General features: G+C 64.9%; 14 protein-coding genes. 12 read left to right on the plus strand and 2 right to left on the minus strand.

Annotated features, from left to right (window positions below):
• Positions 1–47 precede the first annotated feature (47 nt).
• The 7 genes from LPB04_RS15215 (at position 48) to LPB04_RS15245 (ending at position 7,627) form a co-directional block, all read left to right on the plus strand.
• Positions 48–860, plus strand: coding sequence for a transporter substrate-binding domain-containing protein (locus LPB04_RS15215; RefSeq protein ID WP_193685370.1), 813 nt, complete (start codon positions 48–50; stop codon positions 858–860).
• A gap of 3 nt (positions 861–863) precedes the next feature.
• Complete coding sequence (locus LPB04_RS15220) at positions 864–1,520, plus strand: amino acid ABC transporter permease (protein ID WP_193685371.1); 657 nt, start codon at positions 864–866, stop codon at positions 1,518–1,520.
• A 35-nt stretch (positions 1,521–1,555) separates the two neighbouring features.
• Positions 1,556–2,440 (plus strand): LysR family transcriptional regulator, encoded by an 885-nt coding sequence (locus tag LPB04_RS15225; RefSeq protein WP_193685372.1) that lies wholly within the window; start codon positions 1,556–1,558, stop codon positions 2,438–2,440.
• A 162-nt stretch (positions 2,441–2,602) separates the two neighbouring features.
• A complete protein-coding gene (locus LPB04_RS15230; RefSeq protein ID WP_193685373.1) occupies positions 2,603–3,670 on the plus strand; it encodes a porin in 1,068 nt (355 codons plus the stop codon).
• Positions 3,671–3,823: 153 nt separating this feature from the next.
• Positions 3,824–5,203 carry an MFS transporter gene (locus tag LPB04_RS15235; protein ID WP_193685374.1) on the plus strand — a complete coding sequence of 460 codons (1,380 nt, stop codon included), beginning with the start codon at positions 3,824–3,826 and terminating at the stop codon, positions 5,201–5,203.
• Between the two features lie 31 nt (positions 5,204–5,234).
• Complete coding sequence (gudD, locus tag LPB04_RS15240) at positions 5,235–6,575, plus strand: glucarate dehydratase (RefSeq protein WP_193685375.1); 1,341 nt, start codon at positions 5,235–5,237, stop codon at positions 6,573–6,575.
• Positions 6,576–6,700: 125 nt separating this feature from the next.
• Positions 6,701–7,627: a Bug family tripartite tricarboxylate transporter substrate binding protein gene (locus LPB04_RS15245; protein ID WP_193689026.1), complete on the plus strand. Its 927-nt coding sequence runs from the start codon at positions 6,701–6,703 to the stop codon at positions 7,625–7,627.
• A gap of 109 nt (positions 7,628–7,736) precedes the next feature.
• On the opposite strand, the gene LPB04_RS15250 is transcribed toward LPB04_RS15245, so the two are convergent.
• Positions 7,737–8,951, minus strand: coding sequence for a porin (locus LPB04_RS15250; protein ID WP_193685376.1), 1,215 nt, complete (start codon positions 8,949–8,951; stop codon positions 7,737–7,739).
• A gap of 143 nt (positions 8,952–9,094) precedes the next feature.
• Positions 9,095–10,771, minus strand: a complete 1,677-nt coding sequence (locus LPB04_RS15255) for an electron transfer flavoprotein-ubiquinone oxidoreductase (protein ID WP_193685377.1) — start codon at positions 10,769–10,771, stop codon at positions 9,095–9,097.
• 127 nt (positions 10,772–10,898) lie between these two features.
• On the opposite strand from LPB04_RS15255, the gene LPB04_RS15260 reads away from it, so the two are divergent.
• The 5 genes from LPB04_RS15260 to LPB04_RS15280 all read left to right on the plus strand — a co-directional run bounded on the left by LPB04_RS15260 (position 10,899) and on the right by LPB04_RS15280 (position 14,358).
• Positions 10,899–11,723 (plus strand): SDR family oxidoreductase, encoded by an 825-nt coding sequence (locus tag LPB04_RS15260; RefSeq protein WP_407943863.1) that lies wholly within the window; start codon positions 10,899–10,901, stop codon positions 11,721–11,723.
• 85 nt (positions 11,724–11,808) lie between these two features.
• The gene (locus tag LPB04_RS15265) at positions 11,809–12,228 is read left to right on the plus strand and encodes an acyl-CoA thioesterase (protein WP_193685379.1); all 420 of its coding nucleotides are present in this window, start codon (positions 11,809–11,811) and stop codon (positions 12,226–12,228) included.
• A 382-nt stretch (positions 12,229–12,610) separates the two neighbouring features.
• Positions 12,611–13,345: a beta-ketoacyl synthase chain length factor gene (locus tag LPB04_RS15270; protein WP_193685380.1), complete on the plus strand. Its 735-nt coding sequence runs from the start codon at positions 12,611–12,613 to the stop codon at positions 13,343–13,345.
• Positions 13,338–14,111, plus strand: coding sequence for a lysophospholipid acyltransferase family protein (locus LPB04_RS15275; RefSeq protein WP_193685381.1), 774 nt, complete (start codon positions 13,338–13,340; stop codon positions 14,109–14,111). Before LPB04_RS15270 ends, LPB04_RS15275 begins: the two co-directional genes overlap by 8 nt.
• Positions 14,104–14,358 (plus strand): phosphopantetheine-binding protein, encoded by a 255-nt coding sequence (locus LPB04_RS15280; protein ID WP_193685382.1) that lies wholly within the window; start codon positions 14,104–14,106, stop codon positions 14,356–14,358. The genes LPB04_RS15275 and LPB04_RS15280 overlap by 8 nt, the downstream gene beginning before the upstream one ends.
• The last annotated feature ends 9 nt before the right edge of the window (positions 14,359–14,367 follow it).

Here is a 14,367-nt window from a genome sequence, read left to right on the forward strand (position 1 = left end):
TTTCGGTTATAAAAGCAACATTCGCTTTTTAACGGAGAGCAACCCCGATGCGTACGCTGTCCTTCTTTTCTTCGCGCCGCCGTGCCTGTCAGCTCGGCGCGGTCGTGCTGGCCCTCGGCGCGGTCTTGCCCGCATCCGCCGCCGACCTGCTCGATACGGTGAAAGCGCGCGGCAGCCTGCGCATCGCGATGGAAGGCACCTATCCGCCCTTCAACTTCAAGGACGGCAAGACGGGACAGCTGGCCGGCTACGACGTCGACGTGGCGAAAGCCGTGGCCGCCAGGCTGGGCCTGAAACCCGAATTCGTGACCACCGAGTGGTCAGCCATCCTCGCCGGACTGGCCTCGGGCAAGTACGATGTCATCGTCAGCCAGGTCGGCATCACCGCCAGGCGCGAGCAGGCCTTCGATTTTTCCCAGCCCTATACCTGGTCCTCGCCCCAGCTCATCGTGCGCCGCAACGAGAGCATCGCCTACCAGTCGCTGGCCGACCTGAAGGGCAAAACCCTGGGCGTGGGGCAGGGCAGCGTGTTCGAACAGCAGGCGAGAAGCGTGCCCGGCATCCTCGTCAAAAGCTACCCGGCCGCGCCCGAGAACCTGCAGGACCTGGCTTTCGGACGCATCGACGCGGCCCTGAACGACAGCCTGATGGTGGCTTACCTGCTGAAGAATTCGCAACTGCCGATCAAGGCCGGCGCGCGCGTGGGCGCCGTCGAACGCATGGGCATCCCCTTCCGCAAGGGTAATCCGAAGTTCAAGGCGGCGCTCGACGGGGCGCTGGCCGGGCTCCAGGCGGACGGCAGCCTGAAGGCGCTGTCGACCAGGTGGTTCGGCAGCGACGCCTCGCGCCCGGCGCACTGAGCGATGGCGCTGTTTGCGCTCTTGCGCGAGGCTGCGCCGGCCATGCTCACGGGGGCCGGCTACACGCTGCTGTTCGCGCTGGCGGCCATGATTGGGGGGATGGCGATCGGGGTGCCGGTGGCGCTGATGCGCATTGCACCTGTCGCCGTGCTGCGCTGGCCGGCCACGCTGTATGTCAGCGTGATGCGCGGCACGCCGCTGCTGGTGCAGATCTTCGTCATCTATTACGGCTTGCCGGGCATCGGCATCGAATTCACCCCGGTCACGGCGGGCGTGCTGGCGCTGTCGCTGAACAGCGGCGCCTACCTGTCCGAGAGCCTGCGCGGGGCGATCGCCAGCATCCGGCAGGACCAGTGGCGCGCCGGCTTCAGCCTGGGCCTGGGCTATGGCCAGACCCTGGTCCACGTCGTGCTGCCGCAGGCGCTGCGGGTGGCGGTGCCGTCGATGAGCAATACCCTGATCAGCCTGATCAAGGACACCTCGCTGGTCTCGGTGATCACCATGACCGAACTGATGCTGGCGACCAAGGAGGTGATCGCGACCACCTTCCAGCCCTTGCCGCTGTACCTGGCCGCGGCCGCCATCTACTGGGCCCTGAGCCTCGTTTTCGAGCAGGTGCAGCGCCTGGCCGAGCGGCGCCTGAACCGGGCGCACCGCTAGCGCCAACTATCCACAGGAAGACAGGGGAAAGCACCATGTTCGAAATCAGCCAGCTTCGCTGCTTCGTGGCGGTGGCCGAGGAACTGCACTTCAGCCGCGCGGCCGAGCGCCTCAACATGACGCAGCCGCCGCTCTCGCGCCAGATCCGGCTGCTCGAGCACCACGTCGGCGCCCAGCTCCTCGAGCGCAACAGCCGCACCGTGCGCCTGACAGCCGCCGGCAAGGCCTTCTTCCCGGAAGCGGCGCGCATCCTGCGCATGGCGGAAGAAGCGACGTTCACTGCGCGGCGCGTGGCCAAAGGCGAGCAGGGCACGCTGGCGATCGGTTTTACGGGAGGGGCCGGCTACAGCCTGCTGCCCGAGGTGGTGCGGCGCCTGCGCGAACAGTCGCCGGGCGTGGTGCTGACCCTGAAGGAGCTGGTCAGCACCCAGCAGGTCGAGGCGCTCAACGCCAGCCAGATCGAACTGGGCCTGATGCGGCCGCATGCCCTGAACGCCGAACTGGAATCGGCCCTGCTGGCGACCGAGGCGCTGATGCTGGCGATCCCGAAAGGCGAGGCAGACGCATGGCCTTTGAACCCGACCCTGGCCGACCTGCACGGCAAGCCCTTCGTCATGTATTCGCCCTACGAGGCGCGCCCCTTCCACCAGATGCTGAGCGAACGCTTCGAGCGTGCCGGCGTCGTGCCCGACATTGTCGAGCACATCGGCCAGGTGCACACGATGCTGGCGCTGGTGAACGCCGGCATCGGCGCCGCCCTGGTGGCCGAGGGCGCGACGCGCCTGCACTTCGACGGCATCGTCGTGCGCAAGATCGACACCGAGCCGGTGCGCATGGTCTGCGCCTGGCGCCGCGATAACGAAAATCCCATCCTCCAGCTGTTCAAGCGCGACATCGTCCCGAATTTCCAGGTGAGCTGAACCGGACCCATCTATTCAATTCGTGGATCGGACGCGTCACGCATTGGTTTGTTCGTGGATCGTTCCACGCCTATGATTGTTTTTGTGCAAGATCAGCACCGGATCAAGCGCGGCATCGACCGTGCCCGGCCTTGCATGCCCATCAATCATGGAGACAACACAATGAAGGCAGGCACTCAGGTAGCCATCGCGCTCGGATTGCTCGGCGCAAGCGCCGCGGCACAGGCGCAAACCAACGTCACGATCTACGGCATCATGGACGCGGCATTCGTCGGCGAACGCGGCGGCAGCGCTGGCCACGTCAACAAGATCACCAGCGGGGCCGGTTCGGCCTCGCGCCTCGGTTTTCGCGGCACCGAGCAGCTCGGCGATGGGCTGTCCGCCTTCTTCACGCTGGAATCCGGCCCCCGGATCGATACCGGCGCCCTCGACGCCAACAACGTCCTCTTCAACCGCCAGGCCTTCGTCGGCCTGAAGGGCAAGGCCGGCTCGGTCGCCCTCGGCCGCCAGTACACGCCCTGGCACCAGGCGCTGGCCCAGGTTGCCGATCCGTTCGGCACGGGTTATGCCGGCACCTCGAAGAACCTGTTCCCGGACAGCGGCGCGAACGTGCGCACCAGTAATACGGTGACCTATTCCGCGCCGACTGTCGCCGGCGTCACCGTCGACCTCGCCTACAGCCTGGGCGAACTCGCCCACAGCGCCGACGGCCGCCAGTACGGCGGCGCGATCGGCTATGCGAACGGCCCGCTGAACCTGCGCCTGGCCTACAACAACAAGAACGCGGAAACCCTGCAGCCCGGCGGACGCACCGGCCGCAACACGCTGCTGGCCGCGAACTACGACCTGAAATTCGTCAAGCTGTTCGCCGGCTTCAATGTCGACAAGGGTTTCAACAGTGCGCCCTTCGGCAATGCGAACAACCCCTACGGCGGCGTCCGCCCGACCGCCTCCACCGACGGGCGCGAACTCCTGCTCGGCATCAGCGCACCAATCGGCGCCGGCACCCTGATGGCCTCGGTCATGCACAAGGACGACCGCACCGCCTTCAACCAGGACGCCAATGCCTGGGGCATCGGCTACCTGTATGCGCTGTCGAAACGCAGCGGCGTGTACGCGGCCTACGGCCACATCAACAACAAGAACGGCGCCGGCTACACGGTCGCCAACAATTCCGAGTCGGGTAGCGGCAATACGGGCTACAACCTCGGCCTGCGCCACACGTTCTGATCGCGCTGCATCGATTCAAATCGTGGATCGATCAGGACAGTGATTGGTTTGTTCGGCCATCCTGGCACCCCTATGATGGCCGTCAACAAATACAAAAAAGTCCAGTCCCTGTCCGCCCGGTGGGCGGCAGGCGTATCTACTCAGGAGACAAGCATGGAACAAGTACAGGCCCGCACGGGCGCCGCCGGCGCGCCCGCCAGGACGAAGCCCGCCACCCCCGCAAGCAACGCGCGCTGGATGATCCTCGCCATCCTGTTCATGGTCACGACCATCAACTACGCCGACCGCGCCACGATCTCGATCGCCGGTCCAGAGCTGAAAAAAGCGCTGGGCCTGTCGCCGGTCGAGATGGGCTATGTGTTCTCCGCCTTCGCCTGGTCTTATGTGCTGGCCCAGTTGCCGGGCGGCTGGCTGCTCGACCGCTTCGGCTCGAAAATTACCTATTTCTTCAGCATCTTCCTGTGGTCGGTGTTCACGCTGTGCACCGGCTTCGTCGGCTTCTTCACCGGCGCCGCAGCGGTGGCGATGTTGTTTGCGCTGCGCTTTGCCGTCGGCGCGGCGGAAGCGCCTTCGTTCCCGGGCAACAGCCGCATCACCTCCGCCTGGTTCCCGACCCACGAGCGCGGCCTGGCCTCGGCCATCTTCAACTCGGCCCAGTATTTCGCGACCGTCCTGTTCGCGCCGATCATGGGCTGGCTGGTGCATGCCCACGGCTGGCAGAGCGTGTTCTACGTGATGGGTGCGATCGGCATCTGCATGTCCTTCATCTGGCTGAAAACCATCCACTCGCCGAAGCAGCACCCGACGGTGAGCAAGGAAGAGCTCAGCTACATGCAGGAAGGCGGCGCCCTGATCGACATCGACGGCAGCGGCCGCACGGCGGCGGCACCGGCCGTGAACACCTTCGCCTGCATCAAGGAGCTGCTCGCCAACCGCATGCTGCTGGGCGTGTACATCGGCCAGTACTGCATCACCACGCTGACCTACTTCTTCCTGACCTGGTTCCCGGTCTACCTGGTGCAGGAACGCGGCATGACGATCCTGAAGGCGGGCTTCGTCGCCTCGCTGCCGGCGATCGCCGGCTGCCTGGGCGGGATCTTCGGCGGCTGGCTGTCGGACCGCCTGTCGAAAAAAGGCTACTCCCTGTCGGTGGCACGCAAGCTGCCGATCGTGCTCGGCATGCTGATGTCGACCTCGATGATCGCCTGTAACTACATCGCAACCGACGCCCTGGTCGTGGCCGTGATGTCGCTCGCCTTCTTCGGTAAGGGCGTCGGCGCCCTGGGCTGGGCGGTGGTGTCGGACACCTCGCCGAAAGAAGCCGGCGGCCTGTCGGGCGGCCTGTTCAACACCTTCGGCAATACCGCCGGCATCACGACGCCGATCGTCATCGGCTACATCGTGCAGGGCACGGGATCGTTCGCCGGCGCCCTGGTCTTCGTCGGCGCGAATGCGGCACTGGCCATCGTCAGCTACCTCTTCATCGTGGGCGACATCAAGCGGGTCTCGTTGACCAGATCGCTCATCAAATAATTCTTACGCAACGCATTTTCTGGAGTCGAACATGAACAAAGCAGTCTCGGGCGCCCCAACCATCACCGACCTGCGCGTCGTCCCCGTCGCCGGCCAGGACAGCATGCTGCTGAACCTCTCCGGCGCCCACGGCGCCTGGTTCACGCGCAATATCGTGATCCTCACCGACAGCCTGGGTAACACGGGCCTGGGCGAAGTGCCCGGCGGCGAAAAGATCCGCCAGACGATCGAGGATGCGCGCTCGCTGGTGGTCGGCAAGACCCTGGGCGAATACAACAACGTCCTCAACGCCATGCGCACCGCCTTTGCCGGGCGCGACGCCGGCGGGCGCGGCCAGCAGACCTTCGACCTGCGCGTCGCCATCCACGCCGTCACCGCCGTCGAATCGGCGCTGCTCGACCTGCTCGGCCAGTTCATGAACGTGCCGGTGGCCAGCCTGCTGGGCGAAGGCATGCAGCGCGATGCGGTCGAGATGCTGGGCTACCTGTTCTACGTGGGCGATCGCAGGAAGACGCCGTTCGACTACCGCGCCGAACCGGACGCAGACAACGACTGGTTCCGCCTGCGGAACGAGGAAGCGCTGACGCCTGAATCCATCGTGCGCCTGGCCGAAGCGACCAGGGAGCGCTACGGCTTCAACGACTTCAAACTGAAGGGCGGGGTGCTCAGCGCCGACGCCGAGATGGAAGCCATCGTCGCCCTGCACGAGCGCTTCCCCGAAGCGCGCTGCACGCTCGACCCGAACGGCGGCTGGCTGCTGAAGGACGCGATCCGCGTCTGCCGCGACAAGCACGGCGTGCTGGCCTATGCCGAGGATCCGTGCGGCGCCGAAGACGGCTTCTCGGGCCGCGAGGTGATGGCCGAATTCCGCCGTGCCACCGGCTTGCCGACCGCCACCAACATGGTCGCCACCGACTGGCGCCAGATGGCGCATTCGATCCAGCTGCAATCGGTCGACATTCCGCTGGCCGACCCGCATTTCTGGACCATGCAGGGTTCGGTCCGCGTGGCCCAGCTGTGCCAGATGTTCGGCCTGACCTGGGGCTCGCATTCGAACAACCACTTCGATATTTCGCTGGCGATGTTCACCCACGTCGGCGCCGCCGCGCCGGGCAAGGTCACCGCCATCGATACCCACTGGATCTGGCAGGACGGCCAGCGCCTGACGAAAGAACCGCTGAAGATCGAGAAAGGCATGATCCGCATTCCGGAAAAGCCTGGCCTGGGCATCGAACTCGACCCGGCCGAACTGGAGAAGGCGCACCAGGCCTATCGCAACATGGGCCTGGGCGCGCGCGACGATGCGACGGCGATGCAGTTCCTGGTGCCGAACTGGAAGTTCGACGCCAAGGGGCCTTGCCTGGTGCGGTGATACGGTCCGTCTCACTTCCCGCAAGGAGGTGGGACGGCATCGGGAAGTCTGTACATCCATAAATCAAAATGATCAGGAGACGCGAAATGAATGCAAAGAAGTTTCTGCTAGCTGTGCTGTCGAGCATGATGCTGGTGTCGGGCGCGCAGGCGGCCTATCCGGACAAGACCATCACCGTGGTGGTGCCCTTCCCGGCGGGCGGGTCGACCGACGCGATCGCCCGCGCCATCGGGCCGAAGATCTCGGCGCGCTTCGGCCAGCCGTGGATCGTCGACAACCGCCCCGGCGCCACCGGTGCGATCGGCGCCGGCCTGGTCAAGCGCGCGGCGCCCGACGGCTACACCCTGATGGTCGCCTCGATCGGCGTGTATGCCGTCAACCCCTTCCTGCAGAAGAACCTGGCGTATAACCCGCAACGCGACTTCGACCTGCTGACGGTCGCCGTGCGCGCGCCGAACGTGCTGGTCGCCCGGGCCGACCTGCCGGCCAATAACATGGCCGAACTGCTCGCCTACCTGAAAAAGAACCCGGGCAAAGTCAACTTCGCTTCCTCGGGCAACGGCAGCTCGGACCACCTGACGGCCGAACTGTTCTGGCAGAAGAGCGGCACCAGCGGCCTGCACGTGCCCTATAAAGGCGGCGCCCCGGCGATCACCGACCTGCTGGGCGGGCAGACCGACGTCTCCTTCGTGAACATCAACGCCGCGCTCCCCTATATCAAGAGCGGCAAGCTCAAGGCGCTGGCCGTGACCGGCGAGGGACGCGCCGCCGTCCTGCCGAAAGTGCCGACCCTGGCGGAATCGGGCGTGCCCGGCGTCGAGATCTATTCGTGGCAGGGCATCGCCGCACCGAAGGGCTTGCCGAAGGATGTGAAGGCCAGGCTGCACGGCGCGATCGTCGAAGCGCTCACCGAGCCGGCGCTGAAGTCCAAGCTGGTGGAGCAGGGCTTCGAAGTCGTGGCGAATACGCCCGAGCAGTTCGAGCAGTTCCTGGCGGGCGAACAGGCGCGCTGGAAGAACGTGATCGAGACCGGCAAAATTACAGCTGACTGAGCAGCTGACTGAGCAGCTGACTGAGCAGCTGACTGAGCGGACGACTGAGTTTTACCTCATTCGAGCGTGGTTTGCGGCGCGGGCTTTCTGGTCCCGCGCCGTTTTTTACTTAGAAGTGGTGGAACAGGCCCAGCGAGCAGGTGCGGGTTTCGATCCCCGTTTGCGGCGCCGTGCTGCCCGCTTGCAGGGGCAGGGCAACGCTGTTGAGGATGATGGTCGAGGCGCCGAAGTTGCGCACCGAGCCGGCGCGCGCATACAGGCCGGTACGGCGCGAGAGCTCGTAGTCGACGCCCAGCATCAGGCCCAGCGCCGAGGATGCGACCAACTGGCCGGCGCCGTTGCGCGCGCCCTCGGTATCGCGGTGGACCGCGGACGCGCGCCAGGTCAGGCGGCCCTGCGGCAGGATCGCGCCCAGGGTGACGATCTGCGCTTCGCCGCTTTGCGCCAGCTGCGGCGAGATACGCGCATACGAGGTCGAGAGCACCAGCTTGCCGTTATCGAAGATCGCGCCGACCGACGGGATGTCGGTGCGCACCGGCTGCGCCGGCAGGCCTGCGCTGATCGTCACCGGGCTGCTGAAGGACTGGATTAGGCTTGCCGCCAGATACACGGGACCGGTGCTGTACGAGACCACGCCGCCGCGCGTGCCGGTCGACGGCTCGCCCGTACCGTAGGGATTGGCGGACCAGATGGCCTGGGCCGCGAAACCGCCGAGGCGCGGCGTGGCATAGGTGATCGACTTCGGCACGCGCACCGGAATCGTGCCCGCGCCCGGACCGAGGTCGGTATTCGCACCGACGCCGCGCGGACCCTGCATGGCGCCGCCGGCAACCCAGGTGTAGACCGAATTGGTGTTCACCAGCGCGAACGGGTCGATGAAGAGCGGCAGCATCGCATTGATCTGGTTCCCGAGGCGCACCGTGCCCAGGGTGTTCGAACGCAGGCCGACCCAGGATTCGCGGTTGAACAGGGCGCTCGCCTGCTGGGTGCCGGTGTCGGCATTGATGCCCGCTTCCAGCTTCATTTCCGCCTTGACGCCGTTGCCAAGGTCTTCCGAGGCATAGAAACCGAGTTTCGACGTGTGGTCGCCGCCGCTCTGCTGCTGCCAGCGACCGCTCGCATGGTCGGTCGTCGTGTACATCATGCCGAGATCCAGCGTGCCGTAGATGCGCACGGCGTCGCCGCCGCGGCCGTATTCGGGCAGCTGGGCCAGGCGGGTCATGAGGTAGGAGGGGCTGGCCTGGGCGAAGGCCGAAGGGGTGACGAAGGCAGTGGCAAGCAGCGAGCAGAGGAGAGCAGGGCGGAACGAGGTGAAACGCGGCATCGTGAGTATTGGTGAGATTGCAAAGCAGGATTATCACATGCGCGAAATCCTCACCGAAAGGGCAGTTGCCGCAAAACAACAAGAAGGCGGGCGTGCTGCCGCATCACGAAAAAAAACGGGCACCGCCTGGTGCCCGCTTCAACTTACATGTTCGGATAATTCGGCCCGCCGCCACCTTCCGGCGTCACCCACACGATGTTCTGCGTCGGATCCTTGATATCGCAGGTCTTGCAATGCACGCAGTTCTGCGCATTGATCTGCAAATGATCCTGCCCCGCATCCGTCTTCACGAACTCGTACACGCCCGCCGGGCAGTAGCGCTGCTCGGGACCGGCGTACTTGGCCAGATTCACGTCGACCGGGATGCTCGGGTTCTTCAGCGTCAGGTGCACCGGCTGGTCTTCCGCGTGGTTGGTGTTCGAGATGAACACCGACGACAGGCGGTCGAAGGTCAGCTTGCCGTCCGGCTTCGGATACACGATCGGCGTGAACTCGGAGGCCGGGCGCAGCATTTCGTGGTCGGCGTGCTTGTGGCGCAGGGTCCAGGGCGCCTTGCCCTTGAAGATCATCTGGTCGATGCCGGTCATGACGGTGCCCAGGTACAGGCCCTTGCTCATCCAGGGCTTGAAGTTGCGCGCCGCATGGAGTTCCTTGTACAACCAGGACTGCTCGAAGGCGGCCGGGTAGCTGCTCAGCTCGTCGTGCTGGCGGCCGGCGCCGAGCGCTTCGAAGGCGCTTTCCGCGGCCAGCATGCCGGTCTTGATCGCGCTGTGGCTGCCCTTGATGCGGCTGGTGTTGAGGAAGCCGGCGTCGCAGCCGATCAGGGCGCCGCCCGGGAACACGGTCTTCGGCAAGGATTGCAGGCCGCCGGCCGTGATGGCGCGCGCGCCGTAGGAGATGCGCTTGCCGCCTTCGAAGAAGCCGCGGATCGCCGGGTGGGTTTTATAGCGCTGGAATTCCTCGTACGGCGACAAATACGGATTCTGGTAAGCCAGGCCGACGACGAAGCCCACCGCGACCTGGTTGTTTTCCAGGTGGTACAGGAAGGAACCGCCATAGGTACTGTTATCCAGCGGCCAGCCGGCGGTGTGGATCACCAGGCCCGGCTGGTGCTTGGCCGGGTCGATTTCCCACAGCTCCTTGATGCCGATGCCGTAGGTCTGCGGGTCCTTGCCCTTGTTCAGGTCGTACTTGGCCATCAGCTGCTTGCCGAGGTGGCCGCGCGAACCTTCGGCGAAGAAGGTGTATTTCGCGTGCAGTTCCATACCGAGCTGGAAGGCGTCGGTCGGATTGCCTTCACGGTCGACACCCATGTTGCCGGTCGCGACACCCTTGACGGAACCATCCTCGTTGTAGAGGATTTCGGCGGCCGGGAAACCCGGGAAGACTTCGACACCCAGCGCTTCGGCCTGCTGGCCCAGCCAGCGCACCACATTCGCCAGCGAGACGATGTAGTTGCCGTGGTTGGTCAGCATCTTCGGGATCATGAAGTTCGGCGTGGCGCGTGCCTTGGTCTCGGTCAGGAACAGGACGCGGTCTTCGGTCACTTCGGTGTTGAGCGGTGCGCCGAGTTCCTTCCAGTTCGGGAACAATTCATTGAGGGCAATCGGATCCATGACCGCGCCCGACAGGATATGGGCGCCGACTTCGCCGCCTTTCTCGAGCACGCAGACCGACACTTCCTGGCCCTTCTCGGCCGCCAGCTGCTTCAGGCGGATTGCCGCCGACAGGCCGGCCGGGCCGCCGCCGACGATGACGACGTCGTACTCCATCGCCTCGCGCGGGCCGTATTGTTCGAGAATGTTGATTGTCTCAGTCATGGTCTTGTATGGTTAAAAAAATTTAAGCACGAGTGTGCGGGTTTTTCGGCCTGAATGCAATGTCGGGCGCCATTTTAGGCCCATTTTTAGGCGCGGCAATCTAAACCCGGCAATCTGTGACATCATTATGCCTTCGACATCATCCGTGCCGGAGCACAACAGGACAGGAGCCAACGTGGGCATCGAAGTGAATTTTGAAGGAAAGATTGCGATGGTCACCGGCGCCTCGAGCGGGCTCGGCGCCCGCTTTGCGAAAGCCCTGGCCGGCGCCGGCGCCCAGGTGGTGCTGGCCTCGCGCCGTACCGAACGGCTGAAGGAACTGCGCGCCGAAATCGAGGCCGACGGCGGCGCCGCCCACGTCGTCAACCTGGACGTGACCGACATGGCCAGCATCAAGTCGGCGATTGCCCATGCCGAGACCGAGGCCGGCCCGATCGATATCCTGATCAACAACTCGGGCGTGCAGAGCACCCAGCGCCTGCTTGACGTCACCGAGGACGATTATCAGTACATCATGGACACCAACCTGCGCGGCGCCTTCTTCGTTGCCCAGCAGACGGCCAAGCGCATGATCCAGCGCGCCAAGGGCGATCCGCGCAAGCAGCACCGCATCGTCAACATCGCCTCGGTGGCCGGCCTGCGCGTGCTGCCGCAGATCGGCGTGTATTGCATGAGCAAGGCCGGCGTGGTGCAGATGACCAAGGCGATGGCGGTCGAATGGGGCAAATACGGGATCAACGTGAACGCCATTTGCCCGGGCTATATTGCGACCGAAATGAACGAGGATTATTTCGAGACCGAGCAGGGCAAGAAACTGATCGACCTGCTGCCGCGCAAGCGTCCCGGCAAACCGGAAGACCTCGACGGCCTGCTGTTATTGCTCGCGGCCGAAGAGGCGCATTTCATCAATGGCGCGATCATTACCGCCGATGACGGCATGACCGCACAATAGAATATATTGTCGATATTGACGAATTGGCGCCGGCAACGGCGCCATTTTCATTTTAATTTAACGAAATCGAAGACGAGTAAATGGCATGAGCGACAAACAGTTGGTACACACGATGCGGATGGACGTGCGCTGGGGTGACATGGATGCGATGGGCCACGTGAATAACACCGTGTATTTCCGGTATATCGAAACGGCGCGCATCGCCTGGCTGGAGCAGATCGGCGCCTTGCCCGATCCGACCGGTACCGGCCCGGTGCTCATCAATGCCCAGTGTTCGTTTTTGAAGCAGCTGAAATACCCGGCCGAGATCGAAGTGCGCTCGTATGCGGGGCTGCCGGGGCGTTCGAGCTTCGTGCTGTCGCACGAGATCCGGCTGGTCGGCGCCGACGGGCAGGCCGGGGCACTGCATGCCGAGGGCGCGGCGAAGATTGTCTGGGTCGATTTCCTGGCGGAGAAGTCGGTGCCGCTGCCGGACGAGGTCAGGGCGCTGTTGCCGGCCGCCTGAAAACAGCGCCTGCGGGCGCTTTTTTTACGCCGGACCAGATTATTTTCGACTTGTGACAATCTGTGAGAATTAAGCCTATTGCGATGTGGCAATATGGCGCCTTGCCCGACTTGTTCCCCGCTGCGCGCATTCCTGCGCAAAGCGTTGCAGCCGTCTTCGTCACTGCCTTCCTTACTTATGCGGCGCGCATTGATATGCCGCGATCGCAGGCTTTTCCTCGCCTTTAATCAGTGTACGCGAAGCGATCTGTTGCGAAATGGCCCGAGGAATGCGGCGATTATTCCTTCAGGCAAAACCAAGCATTATAATTCGCACTTATTAAATACGCCGCACGATTGATTTTTCTTCCTGTATCACCCATTCCATCGCCGTGCCGATAACTATGCCTGATAACCACGTCCTCTTTTCGATCGCGCGCCACGCCGCCTGGGCTCCAGGCGTGACGTCGCCCGCGGCATGGTCGGACTGGGCGCAGGCGCCGTGGCCGATCTCCGGGGACGACGAACCGAAAGTGGCGGCGATGCCGGCCATGCTGCGCCGGCGCGCGGGCTTCCTGGGCCGCATGGCGCTCGAAGTGGCCTATGCCTGCCTCGGACAGGAGGCAGGCGTGCCGACCGTCTTCTGTTCGCGCCATGGCGAAGTCGGGCGCGCGATCGGGCTGCTGGGCGATCTGGCGCGCGGCGAGCCGCTGTCGCCGACCGCCTTCGGGCTCGCCGTGCACAATGCCAGCGCCGGGCTGTTCTCGATCGCGCGCGCCGACCGCGCCAACCACGTCGCGCTGGCAGCGGGCAGCGCCACGCTCGAACACGCCGTCATCGAAGCCTGCGGCCTGCTGGCCGACGGCGCGCCGATGGTGCTGCTGGTCGCCTGCGACGAGCCGCTGCCGGCGCCGCTGGAAGGCTTCGAGGACTGCGCCGAGCAGCCCTTCGCCTTTGCCTGGGCCATCGTCCCGGCGGGCGAGCGCGCCGTGCGCCTGTCCTGGCGCGCGGCCGCGGCGCCGGCCGAACCGGGCAACATACCGGGCTGTCTCGAGGTGCTGCGCTTCCAGCTGGGCCGGGGCACCGTGCTCGAACGCACGGCGGCTGCGCGCCACTGGACCTGGAGCCGCGATGCTTGATGCGCTCTGGCGCGGCTGGCGCGTGCTGGCCACGGGCCTTTCCTTTGCGCTGTTCGGGCTGGGCGGCCTGGCGCTGCGCGTCATCGTGTTCCCGTTGCTGGCGCTGTGCGTGCGCGATCCACAGGCGCGCATGCGTGCCGCGCGCGCCACCATCCGCCTGAGCTTTCGCGCTTTCGTCGGCATCATGAACGGGCTCGGCGTGCTGCGCTACGAAGTGCATGGCCTCGACAAGCTCGATCGCGGCGGCCAGCTGATCCTCGCGAACCACCCGACCCTGATCGACACCGTGTTCCTGATCGCCTTTGTGCGCAATGCCGACTGCATCGTCAAGGGCGGCCTGTGGAACAACCCGTTCACCGGCGGCCCGGTACGCGCCGCCGGCTATGTCTGCAACGACCGCGGTCCGGAGCTGGTCGACGATTGCATCGCCTCGCTGCGCGCCGGCGGCAACCTGATCGTTTTCCCCGAAGGCACGCGCACCCCGCGCGGCGGCGCCATGGAACTCAAGCGCGGCGCCGCCAACATCGCCGTGCGCGGCGCCCAGCCGGTGACGCCCGTGCTGATCGCCTGCCAGCCGCCGACCCTGGGCAAGGGCGACAAATGGTGGCATGTGCCGCCGCGCCAGGCGCGCTTTCGCATCGAAGTCAAGGACGACATCGGCATCGAGGCCTTTACCGGTCCCGGCGTCCCCGACGTGATGGCGGCGCGCCGCCTCACCGAATACCTGCAACGTTATTTTATGGAAGAAGGCCAGCACCATGCTTGAACAGGAAGTGAAAGAACTGATCGTCGACGTCCTCCAGCTGGAAGACATCGCCCCCGCCGATATCGACAGCGAGGCACCCCTGTTCGTCGAAGGGCTGGGTCTCGATTCGATCGACGCGCTGGAAATCGGCGTCGCGCTGCAGAAGCGCTACGGCATCACGCTGTCGGCCGAATCGCAGGAAACGCGCCGTCATTTTGCTTCGGTGCGCGCGCTCGCAGCGATGATCGAAGCCAACCGCAAGAAATAAAGAGGAAGC

Source organism: Massilia litorea (genome assembly GCF_015101885.1).
GTDB lineage: Bacteria > Pseudomonadota > Gammaproteobacteria > Burkholderiales > Burkholderiaceae_D > Telluria > Telluria litorea.